Genomic DNA, 20,088 nt, shown 5'->3' with positions numbered 1-20,088 from the left:
GCGCCGTACTAAGCACTAAGTCCGCCACACGATTTCCGCACGATCAACGGACATTCCAGCAAGATGTCCCGCACAGGCATTTCGGGGCGGGCCAGACGCTCGAGCATGGTGCTCATGGCGGCCTGGCCGATCTCCCGGGCAGGTTGATGCAGGGTGGTGAGGGGGACGGGCAGGAGACTGGCGTAGGCGATGTCATCTATGCCCACAATGCGAATGTCCTGGGGAACGCGGTGGCCGAGTTGCATGAGGCTGTGCATGAGCTGGCCGGCAGTGCGGTCATTGGCGCAAACGATGCCATCGGGCGTGGCGCTGTGCAGCAGGCCCTGAACCTGTTCCTGTGAGGCAGGGTCAAGGCGTTGCACGTATGCCGGGACCACGGGCAGGCTGTTCGTGTAGAGGGCTTCTCTGTAGCCAGCGATGCGTTCGTCAATGGTGGCTGCGGGTTCCGGGTAGGTGACGAAGGCGATGCGGCGGCAGCCAAGTTCCACCAAGTGCTGGGTGGCGGCGAACCCGGTGCGGCGGTTGTCGATGCCCACCAAATCGTGTCGGCTGCGTTTGGGGTAGGGCAGAAAGTCACGGTCCAGCAGCACCACGGGGATGCCAGCCTGATCCAGGGCGGTGACGATGCGGTGGTTCATTTGGTCCTCATCGTAGGCGGCTTCCAGCGGGGCGAAGAAGACGCCGCTCACCCGGCGGCCGAGGTAGCGCTGGCAGATCTCCCATGCTTGAGCGGCGCGGGAGAGCGAGGGATCCCGCGAGAGGGAGCTGGACCAGAGCAGAGCATGGCCCAGGGCCTGCGGTGACTCTGCCATGCCCTGGCACATCGGCTCAAAGATCTCTGTGCGTCCTCGGTCCGGAATGAGCAGGCCAAAGGTGAGGCCTTGCTCCGGCACGCCCGTTTCGGTAGGCAGACGGCGGACATAGGTGCCAGAGCCAGCGCGACGTTCCACCAGCCCGGAGCGATTCAAATCGCGCACCGCCCGGCCCACGGTGATGCGCGAGGCTCCAAATCGTGTGACGAGCGCGGCCTCGCTAGGGATCTTCTGACCCGGCTGGTATTTGCCGTGCAGAATCTCCTGGCGCAGGGCGTCGTGGATCTGGCGGTGTTTGGAGACTTTCAAAAGGAGCGGGGGCGGTGGGTGGCGGACAGGAGTTCGGTGACGGGATGATCGGGTGAGTTAAAGTTGTTATATCAACTTGGAAACGTCAAGATGAGAAGGGGACACCGCTTCTAGGGAGAAGGTTCGGCCTCTTTGAAAGACTTCGCAAGGCGTGGTGGTGTTGCGGAGGGTCTGGAGCGTGCTTTCTTTAGCAGGAGCTAAGACAGCTTGGCAAGAGCTGTTATAACCAAATATCAATCTATGACGACACGAAAGGAGACGACCATGAGGACCAATGAATTTGAGACCTCCAGCGAGCGACGCTTTCTGGTCGCGAGCGACTTTGACAAGACATTGAGTTTCAATGACTCGGGCTACGTGCTGGCAGAACTGCTGGGCGTACCAGGCTTTGAAGAGAAGGTGGCAGGACTGTCGAGGACCCACCTCGTGCAGCAGGGGGCGGAGCTGGCGTATCTGCTGCGGCATGATCCTGCCTTCCGAGGAGTGCGGCGTGAGCATCTGGTGGCTGCGGGCAAGAAAGTGCGGCTGAAGCACCAGGTGGATCTGTTGAGCAGGGTGCTGGCCCTCGGGTTGCCGGGTTATGAGTTCCCCTTCTACGTGATCTCCGCCGGACCGGCTGAGGTGGTGCGCTCGGCTTTGGAGGGCATTGTGCCTCCGGAGAGGGTGTTCGGCACGGAGTTCGACTTTGACCCCGCCACCGGAGAGATCGCCAACGTGACCCGCACCCCTGCAGGTTACGGCAAAGTGACGGTGCTGGAAGGCATCGAGGCCGCCCTGCGCGTGAGTCCTGACCGTACCATTTACATGGGTGACGGCAGTTCTGACCTCTATGTGATGCACCACGTGAACAGCCGGGACGGGCATACGATTGCCGTCTCGGAAACGAAGGCGGTGGGGCGTATCGCGCAGCGCACGGTGATCAGTGACAATGCCCTGAGTGTGCTGGTGCCGATCCTGGAGGAGGTGCTGCTGTGGAACTCCACGCAGATCCGGGCACTCTTTGCCAGCCACGGCATGGCCTTGCAAGACTGGGACAAGATCCACACGGACTGGGTGAGCTTTCATCCAATGGGTGGGCGGCATGACGCCGCGAATCTCGCGCTGTTGGGCTGACCCCGTTCCCTTTTCCTTTTCTCTCCTGACTGCCCCCCAATGAGTGAGTTATTACAAAGAACCCCAGCTCCCGCTGCCGTGGCGGCCCGGCGGGCGGTATCATGGCTCTTCCTGCTGAATGGCATGCTGTTTGGCACCTGGGTGTCCCGTATTCCCATGGTGCAGGAGCGTCATGAACTGACGCATGGAGCTCTGGGAGTGGCCCTGTTGGGCATGGCCCTGGGGGCGCTGGTGGCCATGCCACTGTCTGGCTGGGCCTCTGCCCGATTGGGCAGCCGGCGGGTGGCAGCCTTCTGGACGGTGGTGTATGCCGGCATGCTGCCCTGCCTGGCCTTTGCGCCCGGGGTTCTCTGGCTGAAGCTGGGCCTCTTTCTTTTTGGTGCTGGTCATGGTGGCCTGGACGTGGCCATGAACGGCCAGGCCGTGCTGGTGGAGCGGCGCTACCGCCGGCCCATCATGTCATCCTTCCACGCACTGTTCAGCGCTGGTGGTCTGGCGGGTGCGGCGTTGGGTGCCGGGATGGCCTGGCTGGCGGTGCCGGTGGAGACGCATTTCCTGACGGTGGCCGCCCTGTTGGGTGGGATGGTCGTGTTGATTGCGCTTCGCCCCCTGCTGCCAGATGATGCGGTGGGGCGCCGGGGTATGGATGAAGTTTCCTCGAACGGCGAGAGGCTTCCGGCCAGCGTGTCCGTGAAGAGCGGTCTGGCTTCCATCCCCGCTGCGGATCTGCAGAGGCTTGTTGCGCTGGGGTTGCTGGCCTTTTGCATCATGATGGGGGAGGGGGCGATGGCTGACTGGAGCGGTCTGTTCCTCAAGCAGGTCACTGGCGCCGGCGATGGGCTGGCCTCGGCCGGGTACGCGGCTTTCTCCCTGGCGATGATGTTGGGGCGCTTCACCGGAGACTCTTTGACCTTGCGTCTGGGGCCGGAGCGCCTCGTGCGCGGCAGCGGCGTCCTGGCCGCAGCCGGCTTGCTGCTGGCGCTCATCACGGCTCATCCGTACGCCGCGGTGCTGGGCTTTGCAGCCGTAGGGGCTGGGTTTGCCACCGTGATTCCTCAAGTCTTTAGCGCTGCCGGGAGGGTGAAGGAGATGTCCCCGGGGCTGGCGCTGGCGACGGTGACAACGCTGGGTTACGGAGGATTTTTGTTGGGTCCGCCCCTGATTGGATTTGTGGCGGAAGGCATCGGCCTGCGCGGTGCGCTGGGGCTGGTGGTGCTCACCAGCGCGTGTGCCGTGGCGTTGGCGGCAGCGTTGCGCACGCGGAGGATCGATGAAATGACACCTCAGGTCCAGGCGTCGCAGCAGTTGAGCGTATAGGCCGAGGTGTCGAAACAAGCTTTGAACGAATTATGAAGACAGAGACGACAAAAGTAAACCTCATGACAGAACAAGAACGCCAGCAGGTGCGCCTGGAACGGGCGCAGCTGGTGGAGGGTGAGGCCAAGGGGGCCGCACCGGTAAGGCGTGCTCTGCCCAAAGGACTGAGGCTGTGGGCGTATGCGCCGCTGATGCCCTGATCGCCCTGCCCAGAAGACGGGGTACGAGAGGCCCGGATTGTTGGCGGGGCATGCATCCTTCCCAAGGATGGGCCAACCAGAACCCGTGGAGCAAACGTATCCTATTTCCCGGCCAGATTGCAGGGGGCGGGAAACACCGGCCCCTGCCTGGACGATCAACTCTACAGAGTGGCAAGCGACCTCCTTATGATCACACGTGAACTGGGCAAGAACGGGCTGCGCGTTTCCGCGCTGGGACTGGGATGTATGGGCATGTCCGACTTCTACGGGCAGCGGGACGATGCGGAATCCCTCGCCACGATTCACCGGGCGCTCGACCTCGGCGTGACGCTCCTGGACACGGCAGACATGTATGGCCCCTGGACCAATGAAAAACTGGTGGGTGAGGCGATCAAGGATCGTCGGGACCAAGTGGTGCTGGCCACGAAGTTTGGCATCGTGCGCGATCCCAACGATCCCACCAAGCGTGGGGTAAATGGCCGGCCGGAGTACGTGAAGGCCTCGTGTGAGGCGAGTCTAGTTCGCCTGGGGGTGGAGGTGATCGACCTCTACTATCAGCATCGCGTGGATCCCGACACGCCGATCGAAGATACGGTGGGGGCGATGGCGGAACTGGTAAAAGAGGGCAAGGTGCGGTATCTGGGCCTGTCAGAAGCCGGGCCGGACACCGTGCGCCGTGCGCAGTCGGTGCATCCCATTGCCGCGCTTCAGACAGAGTACTCCCTTTGGTCACGTGATCCGGAAGATGAACTGCTGGGTGTCTGCCGGGATCTGGGCATTGGCTTTGTGCCGTACAGCCCGCTGGGGCGCGGCTTTTTGACCGGGCAGATCAAGCGGTTTGAGGACTTCGAACCTGATGACTATCGGCGGCATTCTCCGCGGTTTCAGGGAGAGAACTTTGAGCGCAACCGGGCCCTCGTGTCGCAGATCGAGCAGATGGCCGCTGACAAGGGCTGCACGCCCTCCCAACTGGCCCTGGCCTGGGTGCTGGCGCAAGGTGAAGACATTGTGCCCATCTTCGGCACCAAACGTCGCACCTACCTGGAAGACAATCTCAAAGCCCTGGAAGTGCAGCTCACCGCACAGGATCTGGCGCGGATCGATGAAATAGCACCTCAGAATGCGGCTGCCGGCACCCGCTACCCTGAGGCCTGGATGGGTATGGTCGGCCGTTGATGAAATGAGGAATTCGGAATGATGAATTAGGAACGCCCGAGATGGCTCGCCGCTGTTTCGGGAAGCTCATTACTTATCACTTTTTACTCTCAACTTTTCACTCTCTCCCCCCCATGTCCCCTCTCTCTGTTTCCCCTCCTTCCTTTCTCTTCGATCTCGACGGCACGCTGGTGGACAGTGTGTATCAGCACGTGCTGGCCTGGCGGGAGGCGTTGGAGTCGGAGGGGATTGAGCTTTCCGTCTGGCGCATTCACCGGCGCATCGGGATGAGCGGGGGCTTGTTTGTCAATGCGCTCATACAGGAGACAGGGCTGGAATTGTTGCCCGAGGTGGCGCAGCGCGTGCAGCGTCGCCATGCAGAGAGCTATGCACGCCAGCGCTCGCAGGTGAAGCCACTGCCGGGGGCAAAGAAGCTCCTGGAGGCGCTTACCCAGTGGGACGTGCCTTGGGCCATCGCCACCAGCGGCAAGATCGAGAGTGCCGGTCCGGTGCTGGAGATGCTGGAGGTGCCCAAACACGTGCCGATCGTGACGCGTGATCAGGTTTCCTATGCGAAACCGAATCCAGATCTGTTTCTCGCCGCGGCAGCCAAACTGGGCGCGGACATCACGAAGTGCATCGTAGTAGGAGACAGCATCTGGGACATGCTCGCGGCGCGTCGTGCGGGAGCGTTGGGAGTGGGCCTGCTGGCCGGTGGCTATGGACAGGAGGAACTGGAGAAGTCAGGCGCGTACCGGGTGTATGCGGATCCTGATGACTTGCTGAAGCATGTGTACGAGGTTGGGATCCGGGGGGAAGAGGGGTAGACAGGATTAACAAGATTTTGGAAAGATTAACAAGATGGGGAAGAGGGGCATTGAGGTTTGGTATTTGAAGTTTGGTTTTTCTCCGTGGTTAAACAATTCATCCTCTATCTCATGGACGCCTCTGCTGCCGTTCCTTTGACCCAAAGTCCCTTTGCGGTGCTGACGTTCATTGTGGCACCAGCGTTGCTGACGAATGCGACGAGCATGCTGGCGCAGAGCACGATCAACCGGCTGTTGCGGACGCGGGAGCGGATGGCGCAGTTTCTGGCGAAGTCGGAGAAGGGCGTAGAGTCGGATGAGGCGGGAGTGTTGCTGTTGCAACAGGTGGATCGCGCGGAGGCTCAGGCGGCTCTGCTCATGCGGGCCTTGTTTTCCATCTATCTGGCGCTGGCGGCATTTGCCGGTGCTACTTTCATCACGCTGCTGGGGGTGGTGCTGGCATCCTTGCAGCAGGGATTTTGGTTGAAGGGCTTGGTGCTGGTGGGCCTGGGGTTGGGTTTTGTAGGCTTTGGCGGGTTGATCTGGGGCAGCGCGTGTTTGTTCCGCGCCACGGCGATTTCGCTGCTGAACATCCATCAGGAAGCGGAGATCATTCGGGGGAGAGAGCGGTCCCGCCATCGGTAAGTGGTGAATGGCGAACGGTAAAAGGTGGGTTGCCGGATTCCGAAGTGCAAAGGTTTTGAGAATGGGGCCACCGGTGAGTTGTTCGAAGAGGTGTTTGACAGGAGCACGAGGGATGGTCGAGCTTGTTCCTGCTCAACTTTTCCACTGCGATCCCTATGCGCCCCATCCTGGTGATTCTTGCTATGGTCGGTCTTGTCGTGTTGCCGGTATCGGCTCACAACAACTACTTCCTGCCGGGAGATGCGTTTTTCTCCGTCACCCTGACCCGGGAGCTGATGGAGAAGTGGATGAAATCGGAAGAAGCTGCGTTCGAGTTTTCCTATGACCGGTTCGATGGTGACTTTTTTGCCTGCGGAAACATCGGCTACACGTCGTTGGTGGTGGATGGGATCACCCGAGAATTGCGCCAGGCGTTGACGGAGGCGTACTGGCGCTTTGCCTCCAATCCTGCACCCACCTATCAATTGATCGAGGATGACGGCGCGGGTCAGTTGACGCAGACCAACGGGGTGGTGGCGCTCATCTACAACAAGGATTTCAAGGTGGATCAGGATGCGCTGGGGTTGAAGTTCAATGAGGACTGGAGTGAGCAGGGAGGGGGCCGCTATTGCGGCTACATTGATGCCAGCGAGGCCGTCATGCGGGACTGGCGTGGGGCCAAGGGCGTGGCTCCTTTGGCAGTGCGGGAGAAGCCCACGGCGACGGCACATCTGGCGGAGAATTATGAGGTGGCCAATACCATGGAATCCTCCCTGCATATTGGAGGGAAGGAAATCATGATCGTGCTGGTAGGTATTGTCGATTACAAGGGTTTTGGCACCATGACGACATGTCCAGATTTGAAGGACATTTTCAGCAGCGGGAATGGGGCGGTCTACACACTGGTGAAGGAGGGAACCTTCCGGGAATTCAGCTGCAATGAAGATGGCGTGTGGAGCGCAGAGGCGGTCAAGTTGCCGGTACCAAGCGGGGAGTCCCGAGTGCCAGAGAAGGTTGTGATTCCGGTGGTTCGCTGAGGAAGGGAGCCAGTAGTCATATCATGAAAAACTCTCAGCTAAAGCCAATGGTGTGGGGTGCGATAGCGCTAACGGTTTACGTGACCTCGTACGGTGTTCTCAGGAGCTCCGGTCAGTTGCTGAATATTTACAATCCCTTGGATCCCGCGGGCAACGGGATCAAGGCTTCCGTCATGGAGTGGCGTGACGTCAGTGCGAAACTTGCGGCGGATAAGCACGTCCTGTTGGGAGCGTTCGAGAAGGCGCGAAGCGTTTGGCCCCAGGCGCTGGAAGCGACCTATTGGCCGCTAAGGGAGCTGGAATTTGCCTATTGGAAATCCACCAACAGATATGAGGACGCCGTCACCAAGTGACTGAGGACGTTTACAGGGATGAGTATGTGCGGGCGCTCTTTGATCGCATGGGACCCACGTATGACGTGGTGAACTGGGTCTCCTCTTTCGGCTTCTCTTCCATGTGGCGGCGCTTGTGTGTGCGTCTGGGGCAGGTGAAACCTGGGGACGCGGTGTGCGACATGATGGCGGGTGCGGGTGAATGCTGGCCCCACCTGCCACCGGGGTGGTCTTCCTTGGTGGCGATTGATTTTTCTCCCGAAATGGTAGCCCGGCAGAAGCGGCGTCGAGCGCGCCTCGCGGGGTCTTTTAGCACTCTGTGTGAGAATGCCACGGCGACTTCCCTGCCGGATGCCTCAGTGGACTGCGTGATCTCCGCTTTTGGTTTGAAGACCTTGAGCAAGGAGGCTTTGGGCCGCTTTGCCATGGAGATCGAGCGGATCTTGAAACCAGGTGGGCGCTTTGCCTTGATTGAGATCTCCAGGGCCGATAGCTGGGCGCTCGGACCGCTCTACCGATGGTACCTTGGCTCCGTGATCCCCTGGGTGGGAAAGCTGTGCTTGGGAGACATTGAGTGCTACCGCATGCTGGGAGAATACACGGCCGCCTTTGGCTCCTGTGCCCATGTGGCACCGGTGTTGGTCGATGCGGGGCTCAATGTGGAAGTTAAAGAGCACTTCTTCGGGTGTGCCACCTCGCTGGTGGGGGTGAAACGATGAGAGAAGGACGGTGTCAATGCCCGGTAGTTTCCCTGCCTGCAGCGTTGACCCTGTGGGGGCGCACGGCTTGATTAGGCGAATGATCACCCATAGCGACATCAAACTGGCCAGTTTTGCGTGGGGCCTGCCACTCTGCATGGTGGGGATGGTGATTTTGATCGGGCCCAATCCCTTCCAATCAAAGGAGCGCTTTCCGGTGGCGGAATTTATTCCAAAGAAGGTTGAGGTGGTGAGGGAGGTGTCCAAACGCGGAAGTGATTCCTTTGTCCTGCATCTTACTCCTCCTGATGGGGGAGATCGGTTATCACACACAGACCCCGAGGAATCTCCGGCGGTGGGTATTGAGAGCCTGATTCCCCATGGAGCCGCTTTACGCGTCATCTATGCTCCCCTTCATCGTGGGAATGTGATTTTGGAAATAACCCGCGTGGGCGATGCGGGGCCGCCGTTGCTGGCATTTGCCGACGTGATGGAGGATCACCTGAATCGTCGGGTGAAGGCATTGATGTGGGCGGGGCTCTTCTTTGTTGCTGGGAACACGATCATTTACTTCAGGTGGAAAAAGTCGCGTGATGCCCACACGGTAGGAGACCCGTAACGGACTGCCCGAGCCATTGGGCGCGGCCCGTTACGGTCATGCCCGGCCGTCCGGTCTGCCGCGCAGCTTTTGAATGCGGGCGGCAATCTGGTTGTAGACATACACGGTGCCGTGATCCCTGGTCTGAAAGGCAGTGGCGAGCCATTCGCGGGCGACCTTGGAGTCGCCCCGTAGTTGGTGTGAGTAGGCGAGGTAGCAGGCTGCGATAGACCGAGCTGCGCGATCGTGCTTCGCCTTGGAGGGTTCCTGGAGAAGCGCCATCCCTTGTTCCGTTTTTCCACTTTCGATTTGCAGGGCTCCGAGCGTGGCTCGCAATGTCAGAGAGTCGGGCATTAGCAGGTGAGCCTTTTCAGCAATCGTCAGGGCATGCGGGAGATACTCGGGCATATCATTCGCCAGAGGGAGCGTGGCGAGCCGATCAAGCATCAAGACCAGCTCACCTTTGCTTGGGGGCAGGACTTCCAGCGTCGCCACTTTTTTCATGAGACTTGTGTATTCTCCAGCCTGTAGGTCATCCAGGGCTTCATCATGGAGCTTCAGGTACTCCGGAAGTTCATGCATGACAGCCGGCGCCTGCACAGCCTTGTACCTGGGGTCGTAGTATTGCACCCAGTTGGCATAGATCTGCTTCCCGCCGTCGGTCATCCGGCTGAGTGAGCCGTTGAGCCAGAGCCACAACAGGTAGCCGTCGCTATTGGGGGTGTGATGACCTGGCTCAGGCTCGTCCCAAGAGCCGAAGGGAAGGAAGTTCATCACGAACATGAACAATGCCGCAGTGTAGCTGATGATCACGGCACCCAGGTATCCCACGTCTGAGAATGGAAGATTCAATTTCGCGGCCACGGGAAGCAGGGCATTGAGCATGACGGCATCCATGAGCGGTCCAGCCAGCGCGCAGAGGCAGTAGCGAATGCCCAAAGAGCTCCGCATGGGGAACGAAAGTGCGGTGGTGCTCAGAAGAGGCATGGGATTCCAGCGAACCTCCACAGAGCCAATGTGAAAGCGGATCCAGGTCCTGCCACTGCCCAAGAGGACGCACCGTGGGCGGATGAGGAGTGTCCATGCGACCAAACAACGTGCCAGCTCGTGGAGAACCACCACGAGGTTCATCCACACTAAGGCACATAGGGCCATGGTGAGCACTTCTACCAGTATGACGGGATCCATACTGGGGAGAAACAGACGGCGCGGTGGGAAGAAGTCAAGGTGTGACTACACATTCCGCTGGCGAGGAGCTGGGGTCGCAAGCTCGGGTACGTCCTTGTGGGTGAGGAGGCCAGCGTCGGGGCCTGATTGCCAGCGACAGCCGGGAATGGAAAGGTGAAGTGGCAACATTGCCTCCGCGAACCCGATACCGGGCAGCTTCTTTTGACCTTGACCACAGTTCGGAGCACAGAAGGTCATCCTTTTGTACTTCTTCTATCATTTTGAGGATTTGACGACCGGTGGGGGATGTTTCAATGGTGCGCGCGACGGTATTCAACCCAACAAAACAACACCCCTCCAGCGCCCTCTCCCATGGCCATTACCAATGACAACCTTAGCTCGTACTCCTTTGTCAAAGAAATGTACGAGGACGACTACTTCCCGACCTTTCTTGTAGACAAGTGCCGCAATATTCTCATCGCACTTTGTGAAGAAATCGAACGCACCAATCCGGCCAAGGACTCCGACCTGCTCGAGCTGACGCATGCGGCGACGGAGGAGATCAATGAGCTGGCCTCAGAGTTTGAAGACAACGACAGTGAACTGGAGACCAATGCGCGGGAGATCCTGGCGGCGGACTTCGATTTTATTGTCAAAGCGTACGGCTTCGACCTGGATATTGAAGAAGTGATTGCACCACGCGACTGGTAGAATGTAGGATTGGTTCGGTCCTCACGTCGAACCAACATGAAAATTATTGCGCGCTCCAACTCGAGGCCCCAACTGCGGTTGGGGCGCAACCTGACGCTGCTGCTGGGTCTCTGGATTTGCACCGCAATCCCCCGGTATGCAGCGGCGGAAGAGATCTTCCTCAGTTCCGCCTCCAAGGAAAAGGAAACGGTGATGTGGAAGGTGGATACGGCGGTGCTGGCTGCCACTCCAAGTTGGGATGGGCGCGGGAAAACTCCCTTTGATCAGGTTTCCCTGCTGGAGAAAGCTGTTCAAACCCTGGCGAAACACCACCCCGAAGTTGCTCCGAATGCCAAGCTAAACGGGATCAGTGTGCGCCGTGTATCCACGACGAAGAAAGGGGTGGATCTGGCCGACAAGTGGTACATTCAATTTACCTTCATTCCGGATAGCGGGAAATTGGTTTATTCACACGTGGTATTGCTGGCGGACGGTACTGTGGTGGAGCCGGAGGTGAAAACGCGATAGGCGAAAGGGGCTGCGTCTGTTGGGCCTTGGTGCCATGCCATGAGGGTAATCCTCGCAGGCACTCCAGCTGTGCGTACCAGGGGACCTCAGGAGAGAAGGCATCTACACAACGCTTTCAGCGTTGAGGCATTTCACTGCTTCTACCCAACGTAGACTCGCTGCAAGCTCGTGAACATTGGACTGTGCTACCCATCCCCTTCTGGAATGAACTTCGGACTGAGGCTGGCGGCCAAGAACCTGCACCGTGTATGTGAGCGTGCTTGATTGCTTGTGGAGCATCGGCAATGGGTTGCAGCGAGCAGACATCGATCAGCAAGCGTTTGGGGTTCCGAGATCGCAAACGCCGATTTTTTTTACACCACCAGTTGTCATGGGCATTTTTAGTTTCTTCCAACGTAAAAAAAGCAAGGTGCCGCCAACACCCTTTGAAACCATGGCGGCGATGAGCAAGATTCAGAATGTCAGGGAGTGCTCCGCGGACTTCTATGGCCAGCATCGCAATGCCATTGACATGACCGTGGGGTTTCTGGGCTTTCTGGGGCAGCAGCACTCAGCGTTCGGACAGATATTCTCCCATACCAACGCCCCTCTTCCTGAAATCGCCGCCGCGCTGGAGAAGGCCATCCCACGGATGGGGTTGGAACAACGCACCCTCGATTTTATCGATTCCACCATGACGACGGTGATGGATACTCTGTACAATGTGGTGAGCGCCCCGAACCTGCCGCCCTATTTGGCGGAATGTGTTTGGCCCATCACCGGGGCGTTTGAGCCCTGATAGGGATCACAACTGGGACATGCTGACTTCACGGCGGGCAGGGTCCTAGGCGGTGACTAGCAAAATGCTTCAAGGACGTGCACAATGAATACCCACTACATCGCAGACGAGGTCGCGGCTTTGTTGGACCGCACCGCAATGGTGCGTGGAACTCTCATCGAGGGTCCGCGCTTGGTGATTGGACAGCGAGGTGAGTCGCGGCATTACCACAAGCCCTTTGTGACCGAGGTTGTAGGCATTGGGATAGTTGACCCCAGTCTTGATTCAAACGGGCGACAAGGCGTCCTGCTGCGTGTCATTGAAGGCGATGTGGAAGCGCTGGGTGGAGTGACGCTTTGCTTCGCCGCGAGTGACTCCTTGCCCGCCAAATGAACGGATTTGCGTCATATGACGTCCCACCTTTTGGCGGACTGGTCGTTTTCATGAAGCCTCCCCAAGTCTTAGGACTGTGGGCTCCCACCGAGCGCTACATTGAGAGAGCTGAGATACAGGAGGGGACAAAGCGCTTCGCAATGGGAATTGGTGCGCCCTTCTGCACCCGGGCGGAACCCTCGTGTCCCCTGCAGGAGACAAGGTCTGACGTTGCAATCCGGGATGGTTCTGCGAGATTTCCAGGCGTTGTTAGCTGGAATTTCTGCACTGGATTTTGTCATGGCAAAAGAACTGGAGAACAAGGTGGCCATCGTTACTGGCGGTGGCCAAGGAATTGGTCGGGGCATTGTGATGAAGCTGCTGGCTCGCGGCATGCGGGTGGTGATCGCAGACAAGGACGATGACGCGGCGGCGGAGGCGGCGGATGAACTGGGGGAAAACGCACCGGATCGCGTCTTTGGAATTCAGACGGACGTCTCGGATGAAGGGTCGGTGCGGGACATGGTGGCGGAGACGTTTGCCACTTACGGCCAGATCGACTTGCTGGTGAACAATGCCGGCCATGGGACCAAGGAGCCCATCCCGGTGGAGGAACTGACTCTGGAGGATTGGAACCGGGTGTTGGGAACCAACCTTACGGGGACTTTTCTCTGCAGCAAGCATGCGGTGCCGCACCTGCGCAAGCAGCGGGGCGCTATCGTCAATATTGCCTCGACCCGGGCGCTACAGTCGGAGGTGGATACTGAGGCCTATGCGGCCAGCAAGGGCGGCATCGTGGCCATCACTCATGCGCTGGCCATCAGTCTGGGACCGGACGTGCGGGTGAACTGCATCAGCCCCGGATGGATCGTGGTGGATGAGTGGCAGAAGCGCAGTGAGCGCAAGGCACCACAATTACGTCCGCAAGATCATGCCCAACATCCAGCCGGCCGGGTGGGGCATCCGGAAGATATCGCGGAAATGGTGGCCTATCTTGGCTCAGCGCGGGCCGGATTCATCACTGGGCAGAACTTCGTAATCGATGGTGGGATGACGAAAAAGATGATGTATGCGGGAGAGGGATAAAGGAAAAGCTCAGAGCCGGAGCTAGCGCTCATTCACGTAGCTGGGCCAGTCGTTCGGGTGCTGGGTGAAGAAGTGGGACGTGGTCCACATTTCGAGCTCGGGCATGGCAGGGAGTTTGTCTGCCAGGAGGGAGTGCTGAATGAGCCGGGAGCCATGGGCACAGCTTAGAAGCTGAAGATCGACCGGGAGGTACATCTCTGACATGATGGCGAGGGCTTTGCGGGCTCCCTGTTGGGTGACGATGTAGGCCTCGGTCCCGCAACCGGGGGCGAGAGGGATGTAGGGATGCGCGGCCAGGTGGGCCTCCAGCTTGTCGGTGCTCTGAATGTGTTGGGGTACGAGACCCGGTACGCGATTGCTGAGGAAGATGAAGTCGGCGGTGGCGGGCCAGGGCTGGTGCCACCACGGGCTCAGGATTTGGGCGTCGTCTTCAAAAATGCAGGCATGAGGAAGCCCCTCTGTCACAACCTTCTGCCAAAGGGCCATGTGGGACAGCGCGCAGGCGATGTGTCCGAGGCTAAGAGAGAGTTTCCCTGCCCGGTCGGGGACGTTGTACAATCGGATGCTGCTGTCGTCACGGTGCTGCACCAGCTTGTGCGTGGGGCTGCTTTCTGCAACCCTCAAGTGGCGGCGGTCAATGGCGTTGAAGATGCTGACTTCCCACTGGTGGTTCTGCCTGCCCAACTCAAAATCGGCCAACCGCTCGGTGGCCCGGGCAAGGTTGATGACGAAGGTCGGGAGATTGGTAGAGGTGGTGCCGTTCTCTTTTGACCCTGTCTCTTTAGCCATTGTCGCAGGGCATTCTTTGCGACGGATCAACTTGAGCTCATGAACCGGCACCGAGGTGGGGCTGGGGGCGGTGGTTGCGGGGGTGAGCTCCATGTTAGTCAAGAGGGGCGTGATTCAGGGGGGAGTTCGTCCTCGGTCGTGGTGACCGGAGCCTTGGCGCCTGTCGGAAGGGTCTTATGGTGATGGAGTTTTGCATCGCCCCATATACTTTATTTGTGAAATCGGTCTGGCAGAGAAGTGGATGAAGTATTGAAATCGCATCCGCCGTAGGAGGTGGTGGAAAAGAAAAAGGCCGAGGCCCTGGGAAGGGGCATCGACCTTGGAGTGAGTGAGATGAGAAGACGAACGGTGTGTCTACGAACCGGAGGACTTTTTGGCAGCGGCGACCGCAGCCCAGCGCTTTTTCTGCGCTTCAATGATGCGGCGGCGGCCTTCCTCGGACATCTTGCGCTTGCCGCCTGCCGATTTGGCTTTGACCTTGTTCTTGCTTGCCGGTGGGCGTCCGGGGCCTCGACCGCGCTTTGGCGCTTCTTCAGCAGGCTTGCGTCCCCGCTTGCCTGTGCCTTTGGTGGTGACGGTGGCAACGGCGCGGGTGGCGGCGGCCAGGAACGCCGTGATATCAAGGGGGCCATTGCTGCTCGGGCGGCCGCGACGTCCCGGTGTGGGGGGCGTGGACGAACGGATGACGGTGGCGAGATCGGTCTGCAGACGCTGAATTTTCTCTGCAATGACCAGAGCTTGCTTGAGCTGATCAAGCGAGGGGAGAGAGATGGGTTGAGCCATGTGAGGATGTTAGCGAGAGATGGCGCGACTCAAAGGAGAAAATGCGGTCACGGCATCGTGGAACTGACGACAAAGGATAAGATAGAGGGGTTTTACTGGGGCCACAGCGGTTTTCCAGGTGCTCAACCTTCAAAGAGATGTTCTTTTTTTAATGGTGCACCGCAGATGACACATTGCGTTCGACGGGAATTGGTATTACTGCCGCATTGGGGACAGGTGAGCACTTGGGTGGCAATACGGCCGTCTGCCTTGCCATCGCGCAAGTCCACCTCCAGCATCTTTTCTTCCAGCTCGGCCTCCGTGGCGAGGTTGCGATCGCGAATGAGTTCCCACATGGCCTGGCACGCCAGCGTCAGACGATCCACGTGACGGCGGAGCTGAACCATGTCGTCTGTGAACCGCTCCGGCTTGAAAGGAGGACGGGCACCGGCCGGCTCATGCGGGCTTGGCGCGTCGTCGTTGTAGTTGAGTGGCCCGATGGGGGTGGGGTCGAAGGGAGGGTGATCTTGCCAGCGCATGGCGGTTATAGTGGGTTTGATTTTGGGGCGATCCGAGATCGCTCAATGTTAGTTCATGAACTTGTGAGAGGCGGGGATCGAACTGAATCAACGGTAGTCGAGTGAACTCAAAGGGTGTCGGAGGACGCGGATAGCAGTACGTGACCACGTGTGCAGATCGTCTTGCACAAGCGAAAATCGTGTCCCGGCGCGAGAAGGTTTGACCACGAGACCCGGGACTGGCGTGCCGTAGGAGATAGCAGTTGCTGGATCAAACAGTGCCAGCAGCTCGCGTTGGATCTTTTCCTCGTCGTAGCGTCGCTGCCGTTCCACTTCCACTCCAAAGGTGCCTGACAGGATGACGAGCACCATGGCAATGACCATCGCCAAAGATCGCGGTGTGGAGGGGCTCATTGGGATTGGGAAGGTCTGGATAGGTCTTTCGAGTGGGTGCTATCGTTTGTCCGGCGAGGCAAACGGGGTGTGTAAGACGCGTTCTGCGGCAAATCTCCACCAGGTCCAATGATTGCTCCATTTTTCCTGCCAGCGAACCGGGGGCATTTCAATTCTGGACTCCGTGAGGACGATGGTGGTTGGGGTGCCGAGGGCATCGACTGCACTGGCCCTTATCGGCGTGCCGTAGCCGCCCCAAGCCCGTTCGTCGTAGGCTCTCTGCCGCTCAACTTCGAAAAGAAAGGCTCCCGCGAGAGTGGCCAGCAGAAGGCACAGGGGCGTGGCAAAAACCCGAATTGCGGGAGTGGATGGAAGGGCGGTAGCGGCCAGCATGGAAGATCGGGCTGTGATCGTCCATCGTAGGGATCACGAAGTGGAAGGTATAGCGCTTTTTGTATGTCGTGTTGGACGTTGCAGTGCCGCGATTCAGAGGCATCAGATGAAGTCTGCCCAGGGCGCTGGAGGTGATGCTTTTTGGGGAGTTCCGAAATCACTGTCCTGTTTGGAGTCTTTGCGAAAGCTATTGTTAGAGCGACGACAGTGGCCACTCGACGAGATGGGGTCTCTCATGGAGCGGCTTGAACGGGTGCTTGAGAACACGCGTCGCGGCATATGCCCAACGGCCGAACCATTCATGCAGATGAAGCACAGGTTCCTCAATACGAGATTCTGTGAGCACGGTGGTAGAGGGTGTGCCAAAGACTTCGATGGCTTTGGGGTCGATGGGTGAGCCGTAGTTGATGTATCCTTCGAATTCATGCACCAGTGCCGTTTCATCAAAGCGCATCTGACGCCATGCTTCAAAGGAGAACGCTACGGCGAGGACCGCCAACATGAAACACAGCGCAGTGGCAACGGTCGAAATAGAGTGCCTTGGCGTCACTTGGGGGTCGGCGGCCATGGAGCGTGGGGGATAGAGGATCTAGCTCACTAGGGATGGTAGCGGGAGTCACTGGGCCTGCGTAGTGTTTGTTGCATGATTCCGTGGGTGAGCGGAAGACACTGGGACGGGGATTGGTTGGCTCGACGTGGGAGCGGTCGGCAAAAGCGATCTCGAGCCGCCGGCGCTCCAGGACGCTTCGGGTAGGGGTGGGAGCGGGGTGTACTCAGTAAGCGAGAGTGCCGGAGGGACTCGCGGCCCGAAATCGTGGAGTGGCTAGTTGGAGTTTCTCGGGCCATCTCGTTCCCCCTGCCAGCCAGTTTGGGGGGCAGCCTTACAATGTCCTCCCCGGGAAAACCTGAAATCCACCCAAGCGGTTGGCGACGAATCTTTTTCAGGAATTCCGAAACGGCCGTGCAGTTTCGGGATTGTGGCGACAATGACCATACAAGGACGGGTATCCTGATGGGGCGGCGCCAGAGCGGTACGGCGGAGGGGGCAGGGTGCCGGAACTGTTTCGCGATTCCAGACTCTTTTTCACGACTCCTCCCGCCATGAATCCAGACGCCTCTTTGTCAAAGGTGGCGCCCCAACCTGCCCTCCTTCCAGGGGCAGCGGGGTGTCGTTTTGCAATTCAGCCGGGCTGGAGGGTATCTATGAAGCGAAGGCTGCGGGCAGTGGGGGCGGCGATGGCCCTAGCATGGATGGGGCTGGGAGGAGACGGCGCGGCTTACGCGCTGACCTACACCTACAACAACACTGCTACGGGCACGACGACGCAGTGGGCGGCTGGCACGAATTGGACCGCCGTGCCCGTGAGCGCGAGCGATACCTCGCTGGTATTCGGGGCCGGGGCAGGATTGGTGAACACCAACGTGTTGACTGCCAACAACGATGTGGCGAATCCGTTTCTGCTCAACTCGCTGACCATGAGCTATGCGGGGACTGGGACCGGACAGAATTTTGCCAAGGTAACCATCACAGGCGGGACCTTGAACTTCGTGAGCAACGGCGGGACTGGGCCCACCCTGGCATTAAATGCTACGGGCACTACCGGATCGAACCTCAACACGATCCCTCAGATCATCATTGACTCCAACGTGATTTTGGACAGTGCCCTGACAGTGACGGGAAACTCTTCAGGCATCATCAACGGCATCGTCAGTGGCAGTGTCGGGATCACCAAGAACAGCGGCTCCTCCGGCATTCTTGCATTGGCTGGAGCCAATACCTACACGGGAGTTACCACCATCACCAACGGATCCATCAGTGTGCGTCACAATCAGGGGCTGGGGACAACGGATGGGAACACCGTCGTGACTGCCGGCGGGGCCTTGTTGATGGCGGGCAACGTCACGGTGACGGGCGAGTCACTGGCGATCGATGGCGATGGGGCGGCGACGGCTGGTGCGCTGCGGAATGAATTGGGCACCAATACTTGGGCGGGCAACATCACGGTGGGAACATCCTTGGTCACGCGAGTGGCTTCCACCTCAGGTACTCTGAACATTACCGGCAACATCGCGATCAGCTCCATTGTTGGGAATCAGTTCGTGCTGCAGGGGGATGGCAGTGGCGTGATTTCAGGAAATATCAGCGGGGCAGGACGAGTGACGAGGAGTGTCACGGGGAATGGTCGGTGGATCTTGAGCGGAGTGAACACGTACACTGGCGTTACTACGGTGAGCGGTGGTACACTACAGTTCGGGAAACGCGTGTCTCTGTACAATGCGGATACTTCAAAGTGGACGGCCTCCAACATCACCGTGGCAGCTGCGGGCATCTTCGGGCTGAACGTGGGCGGAACGGACGAGTTTACCCTGGCGGATGTCCTCTTCCTTCAAAACATGGGGTTTGCCGCGGGTGGCTCGTTGGGGCTGGACACGACCAACGCATCTGGTGGGGTCTATGACTTGAGTACTGGGCTGACCAATGCCAATGTCGGACTGGCGAAACTGGGGAGCGGCGTCCTGACATTGACGGTGGCCAGTTCATACGGGGGCGCGACGACAGTCGTAACTGGCACCGTGAGGGTGTTGCATGATCAGGGGATGGGGACATCAGCTGGCGGAGCGGTGGTGCTCTCGGGTGGGACGCTGGAGTTGACGGGTGGCAGGACGATCACTGAGACCGGTACCACTTCCTCAATCGCGGGGAGTGGCGCGAGCAATCTCGGCGCATTGTACAGCAGCAGTGGAACCAATGTGTGGAATGGCAACATCGCTGCGGACACGACATTGATCACCCGCATCGGTGTGGAGGGAGCGAGCAGCCTCACGATCAATGGCAACATCAGCACGTTGGGCACGGCGACGAGTGGGCTGGTTTTCCAAGGCAACGGTACAACGACCGTGAACGGGGTGATCAGTAACAATGGGCAGCTTACCCGCAGCAGTACCGGAACAGGAGCACTCGTGTTAACGGGTGCAAACACCTACACTGGCAACACCATCATTAGCAACGGCACGATTCAGGTGGGGGTAGCGGGAGTCGGCTCCTTGGGAGCGACCAATGTTGCCGTGAATTTCACCAACAGCACGACCAAAGGTACGCTCGCGGGGACGGGTTCAGTGGGGGGCTTAGTCACGGTCGCAAGCGGTGCCATCATCTCACCAGGTGACAGCGCGGGCGCGGGCACTGGGTCGTTGACGCTGGCCGGAGGACTAACGCTGAATGGGGGCGGTGGTGCGGTGTTGAATTACAATCTCGGAACGACTGCTGCGTCCGACAAGCTTGTTCTCACTGGGGGTACCTTCACCTCCAACACCACGGGCAGCACGACTTTTGCCATCACTCCGGGCGTAGGCTACGACAATGGCATCTACGACCTCATCGACTGGACAAATCTGGCGGTGACCGCGACGGGTGTGGACCTGACCGACTTTGCCGTCACTGGTCTGGGGGCGGGTAAGATCGGGACGTTCCAGTTTGATATCTCGGGCCGAATCCTGCAGTTAAACGTGACGCCGGAGCCGGGAAGGGCGTTGTTGTTGATGCTCGGATTGATGGCGGTGGCGGGACGGAGGAGGAGGAAGTAGGTTCTTGGTTCTCTCGTGCGTTGGCGCATGAACCCTCCGGGTTCGGG

The 20,088-nt window shown here is 59.2% G+C and carries 24 protein-coding genes; 16 read left to right on the top strand and 8 right to left on the bottom strand.

Features of this window, described 5'->3' with window-relative positions; all coding sequences use genetic code 11:
- Nucleotides 1–8: 8 nt before the first annotated feature.
- Entirely contained in the window at nucleotides 9–1,121 is a 1,113-nt protein-coding gene (locus BV034_RS24590; RefSeq protein ID WP_063768890.1) for a GntR family transcriptional regulator, read from the bottom strand.
- Nucleotides 1,122–1,361: 240 nt separating this feature from the next.
- Between BV034_RS24590 and BV034_RS24585 the strand changes: the two genes are divergently transcribed.
- The 10 genes from BV034_RS24585 to BV034_RS24545 all read left to right on the top strand — a co-directional run bounded on the left by BV034_RS24585 (nucleotide 1,362) and on the right by BV034_RS24545 (nucleotide 9,022).
- Nucleotides 1,362–2,234, top strand: a complete 873-nt coding sequence (locus tag BV034_RS24585) for a haloacid dehalogenase-like hydrolase (RefSeq protein WP_050029612.1) — start codon at nucleotides 1,362–1,364, stop codon at nucleotides 2,232–2,234.
- A gap of 39 nt (nucleotides 2,235–2,273) precedes the next feature.
- Complete coding sequence (locus BV034_RS24580) at nucleotides 2,274–3,551, top strand: MFS transporter (RefSeq protein WP_081888078.1); 1,278 nt, start codon at nucleotides 2,274–2,276, stop codon at nucleotides 3,549–3,551.
- Nucleotides 3,552–3,613: 62 nt separating this feature from the next.
- Nucleotides 3,614–3,751 carry a hypothetical protein gene (locus BV034_RS36390; RefSeq protein WP_265593423.1) on the top strand — a complete coding sequence of 46 codons (138 nt, stop codon included), beginning with the start codon at nucleotides 3,614–3,616 and terminating at the stop codon, nucleotides 3,749–3,751.
- 186 nt (nucleotides 3,752–3,937) lie between these two features.
- A complete protein-coding gene (locus BV034_RS24575; RefSeq protein ID WP_050029662.1) occupies nucleotides 3,938–4,927 on the top strand; it encodes an aldo/keto reductase in 990 nt (329 codons plus the stop codon).
- A 113-nt stretch (nucleotides 4,928–5,040) separates the two neighbouring features.
- On the top strand, nucleotides 5,041–5,733 hold the full coding sequence (locus BV034_RS24570; protein ID WP_050029610.1) for an HAD family hydrolase: 693 nt from the start codon (nucleotides 5,041–5,043) through the stop codon (nucleotides 5,731–5,733).
- Between the two features lie 84 nt (nucleotides 5,734–5,817).
- Entirely contained in the window at nucleotides 5,818–6,357 is a 540-nt protein-coding gene (locus tag BV034_RS24565) for a DUF2721 domain-containing protein (RefSeq protein ID WP_265593422.1), read from the top strand.
- Nucleotides 6,358–6,512: 155 nt separating this feature from the next.
- Nucleotides 6,513–7,373, top strand: coding sequence for a hypothetical protein (locus BV034_RS24560; RefSeq protein WP_265593421.1), 861 nt, complete (start codon nucleotides 6,513–6,515; stop codon nucleotides 7,371–7,373).
- A gap of 23 nt (nucleotides 7,374–7,396) precedes the next feature.
- Nucleotides 7,397–7,726, top strand: a complete 330-nt coding sequence (locus tag BV034_RS24555) for a hypothetical protein (RefSeq protein WP_265593420.1) — start codon at nucleotides 7,397–7,399, stop codon at nucleotides 7,724–7,726.
- The gene (locus BV034_RS24550; RefSeq protein ID WP_050029606.1) at nucleotides 7,723–8,424 is read left to right on the top strand and encodes a class I SAM-dependent methyltransferase; all 702 of its coding nucleotides are present in this window, start codon (nucleotides 7,723–7,725) and stop codon (nucleotides 8,422–8,424) included. The genes BV034_RS24555 and BV034_RS24550 overlap by 4 nt, the downstream gene beginning before the upstream one ends.
- Nucleotides 8,425–8,503: 79 nt before the next feature.
- A complete protein-coding gene (locus BV034_RS24545; protein WP_050029605.1) occupies nucleotides 8,504–9,022 on the top strand; it encodes a hypothetical protein in 519 nt (172 codons plus the stop codon).
- A gap of 36 nt (nucleotides 9,023–9,058) precedes the next feature.
- On the opposite strand, the gene BV034_RS24540 is transcribed toward BV034_RS24545, so the two are convergent.
- Nucleotides 9,059–10,189, bottom strand: coding sequence for a hypothetical protein (locus BV034_RS24540; protein ID WP_050029604.1), 1,131 nt, complete (start codon nucleotides 10,187–10,189; stop codon nucleotides 9,059–9,061).
- A gap of 351 nt (nucleotides 10,190–10,540) precedes the next feature.
- Here BV034_RS24540 and BV034_RS24535 point away from each other — a divergent pair, with 351 nt between their 5' ends.
- The 5 genes from BV034_RS24535 to BV034_RS24515 all read left to right on the top strand — a co-directional run bounded on the left by BV034_RS24535 (nucleotide 10,541) and on the right by BV034_RS24515 (nucleotide 13,601).
- Nucleotides 10,541–10,879, top strand: a complete 339-nt coding sequence (locus BV034_RS24535) for a DUF5713 family protein (RefSeq protein ID WP_050029603.1) — start codon at nucleotides 10,541–10,543, stop codon at nucleotides 10,877–10,879.
- 36 nt (nucleotides 10,880–10,915) lie between these two features.
- Nucleotides 10,916–11,386 (top strand): hypothetical protein, encoded by a 471-nt coding sequence (locus BV034_RS24530; RefSeq protein WP_050029602.1) that lies wholly within the window; start codon nucleotides 10,916–10,918, stop codon nucleotides 11,384–11,386.
- A gap of 250 nt (nucleotides 11,387–11,636) precedes the next feature.
- Nucleotides 11,637–12,164: a hypothetical protein gene (locus BV034_RS24525; RefSeq protein WP_265593419.1), complete on the top strand. Its 528-nt coding sequence runs from the start codon at nucleotides 11,637–11,639 to the stop codon at nucleotides 12,162–12,164.
- A gap of 84 nt (nucleotides 12,165–12,248) precedes the next feature.
- A complete protein-coding gene (locus BV034_RS24520) occupies nucleotides 12,249–12,536 on the top strand; it encodes a hypothetical protein (protein WP_050029600.1) in 288 nt (95 codons plus the stop codon).
- A 279-nt stretch (nucleotides 12,537–12,815) separates the two neighbouring features.
- Nucleotides 12,816–13,601 carry a glucose 1-dehydrogenase gene (locus BV034_RS24515; RefSeq protein ID WP_050029599.1) on the top strand — a complete coding sequence of 262 codons (786 nt, stop codon included), beginning with the start codon at nucleotides 12,816–12,818 and terminating at the stop codon, nucleotides 13,599–13,601.
- 21 nt (nucleotides 13,602–13,622) lie between these two features.
- On the opposite strand, the gene BV034_RS24510 is transcribed toward BV034_RS24515, so the two are convergent.
- The 6 genes from BV034_RS24510 to BV034_RS24485 all read right to left on the bottom strand — a co-directional run bounded on the left by BV034_RS24510 (nucleotide 13,623) and on the right by BV034_RS24485 (nucleotide 17,024).
- Nucleotides 13,623–14,483, bottom strand: a complete 861-nt coding sequence (locus BV034_RS24510) for a glycosyltransferase family 25 protein (RefSeq protein ID WP_050029598.1) — start codon at nucleotides 14,481–14,483, stop codon at nucleotides 13,623–13,625.
- A 261-nt stretch (nucleotides 14,484–14,744) separates the two neighbouring features.
- Nucleotides 14,745–15,173 carry a hypothetical protein gene (locus BV034_RS24505; protein WP_050029597.1) on the bottom strand — a complete coding sequence of 143 codons (429 nt, stop codon included), beginning with the start codon at nucleotides 15,171–15,173 and terminating at the stop codon, nucleotides 14,745–14,747.
- A gap of 122 nt (nucleotides 15,174–15,295) precedes the next feature.
- Nucleotides 15,296–15,691 carry a hypothetical protein gene (locus BV034_RS24500; protein ID WP_050029596.1) on the bottom strand — a complete coding sequence of 132 codons (396 nt, stop codon included), beginning with the start codon at nucleotides 15,689–15,691 and terminating at the stop codon, nucleotides 15,296–15,298.
- A gap of 87 nt (nucleotides 15,692–15,778) precedes the next feature.
- Complete coding sequence (locus BV034_RS24495; protein ID WP_265593418.1) at nucleotides 15,779–16,084, bottom strand: hypothetical protein; 306 nt, start codon at nucleotides 16,082–16,084, stop codon at nucleotides 15,779–15,781.
- A gap of 39 nt (nucleotides 16,085–16,123) precedes the next feature.
- Nucleotides 16,124–16,456 carry a hypothetical protein gene (locus tag BV034_RS24490; protein ID WP_050029594.1) on the bottom strand — a complete coding sequence of 111 codons (333 nt, stop codon included), beginning with the start codon at nucleotides 16,454–16,456 and terminating at the stop codon, nucleotides 16,124–16,126.
- 193 nt (nucleotides 16,457–16,649) lie between these two features.
- Nucleotides 16,650–17,024 carry a hypothetical protein gene (locus BV034_RS24485; RefSeq protein WP_265593417.1) on the bottom strand — a complete coding sequence of 125 codons (375 nt, stop codon included), beginning with the start codon at nucleotides 17,022–17,024 and terminating at the stop codon, nucleotides 16,650–16,652.
- 635 nt (nucleotides 17,025–17,659) lie between these two features.
- Here BV034_RS24485 and BV034_RS24480 point away from each other — a divergent pair.
- Nucleotides 17,660–20,041: an autotransporter-associated beta strand repeat-containing protein gene (locus BV034_RS24480; protein WP_050029592.1), complete on the top strand. Its 2,382-nt coding sequence runs from the start codon at nucleotides 17,660–17,662 to the stop codon at nucleotides 20,039–20,041.
- Nucleotides 20,042–20,088 lie beyond the last annotated feature (47 nt).

This window comes from Verrucomicrobium sp. BvORR034 (assembly GCF_000739635.1).
In the GTDB taxonomy this organism is placed as follows: Bacteria; Verrucomicrobiota; Verrucomicrobiia; order Verrucomicrobiales; family Verrucomicrobiaceae; genus Verrucomicrobium.
The sequence above is the reverse complement of the archived record's forward strand: the minus strand, read 5'-3'. Positions and strand labels throughout refer to the sequence as shown.

What these genes read in the sequence shown, in the direction of transcription:
- BV034_RS24520 (WP_050029600.1), top strand. Translation starts at nt 12,249, where the DNA reads ATGAATACCCACTACATCGCAGACGAGGTCGCGGCTTTGTTGGACCGC.
- BV034_RS24515 (WP_050029599.1), top strand. Translation starts at nt 12,816, where the DNA reads ATGGCAAAAGAACTGGAGAACAAGGTGGCCATCGTTACTGGCGGTGGC.
- BV034_RS24545 (WP_050029605.1), top strand. Translation starts at nt 8,504, where the DNA reads ATGATCACCCATAGCGACATCAAACTGGCCAGTTTTGCGTGGGGCCTG.
- BV034_RS24490 (WP_050029594.1), bottom strand. Translation starts at nt 16,456, where the DNA reads ATGCTGGCCGCTACCGCCCTTCCATCCACTCCCGCAATTCGGGTTTTT.
- BV034_RS24570 (WP_050029610.1), top strand. Translation starts at nt 5,041, where the DNA reads ATGTCCCCTCTCTCTGTTTCCCCTCCTTCCTTTCTCTTCGATCTCGAC.
- BV034_RS24480 (WP_050029592.1), top strand. Translation starts at nt 17,660, where the DNA reads ATGAAGCGAAGGCTGCGGGCAGTGGGGGCGGCGATGGCCCTAGCATGG.
- BV034_RS24560 (WP_265593421.1), top strand. Translation starts at nt 6,513, where the DNA reads ATGCGCCCCATCCTGGTGATTCTTGCTATGGTCGGTCTTGTCGTGTTG.
- BV034_RS24530 (WP_050029602.1), top strand. Translation starts at nt 10,916, where the DNA reads ATGAAAATTATTGCGCGCTCCAACTCGAGGCCCCAACTGCGGTTGGGG.
- BV034_RS24540 (WP_050029604.1), bottom strand. Translation starts at nt 10,189, where the DNA reads ATGGATCCCGTCATACTGGTAGAAGTGCTCACCATGGCCCTATGTGCC.
- BV034_RS24500 (WP_050029596.1), bottom strand. Translation starts at nt 15,691, where the DNA reads ATGCGCTGGCAAGATCACCCTCCCTTCGACCCCACCCCCATCGGGCCA.
- BV034_RS24555 (WP_265593420.1), top strand. Translation starts at nt 7,397, where the DNA reads ATGAAAAACTCTCAGCTAAAGCCAATGGTGTGGGGTGCGATAGCGCTA.
- BV034_RS24505 (WP_050029597.1), bottom strand. Translation starts at nt 15,173, where the DNA reads ATGGCTCAACCCATCTCTCTCCCCTCGCTTGATCAGCTCAAGCAAGCT.
- BV034_RS36390 (WP_265593423.1), top strand. Translation starts at nt 3,614, where the DNA reads ATGACAGAACAAGAACGCCAGCAGGTGCGCCTGGAACGGGCGCAGCTG.
- BV034_RS24510 (WP_050029598.1), bottom strand. Translation starts at nt 14,483, where the DNA reads ATGGAGCTCACCCCCGCAACCACCGCCCCCAGCCCCACCTCGGTGCCG.
- BV034_RS24485 (WP_265593417.1), bottom strand. Translation starts at nt 17,024, where the DNA reads ATGGCCGCCGACCCCCAAGTGACGCCAAGGCACTCTATTTCGACCGTT.
- BV034_RS24575 (WP_050029662.1), top strand. Translation starts at nt 3,938, where the DNA reads ATGATCACACGTGAACTGGGCAAGAACGGGCTGCGCGTTTCCGCGCTG.
- BV034_RS24580 (WP_081888078.1), top strand. Translation starts at nt 2,274, where the DNA reads ATGAGTGAGTTATTACAAAGAACCCCAGCTCCCGCTGCCGTGGCGGCC.
- BV034_RS24585 (WP_050029612.1), top strand. Translation starts at nt 1,362, where the DNA reads ATGACGACACGAAAGGAGACGACCATGAGGACCAATGAATTTGAGACC.
- BV034_RS24535 (WP_050029603.1), top strand. Translation starts at nt 10,541, where the DNA reads ATGGCCATTACCAATGACAACCTTAGCTCGTACTCCTTTGTCAAAGAA.
- BV034_RS24495 (WP_265593418.1), bottom strand. Translation starts at nt 16,084, where the DNA reads ATGAGCCCCTCCACACCGCGATCTTTGGCGATGGTCATTGCCATGGTG.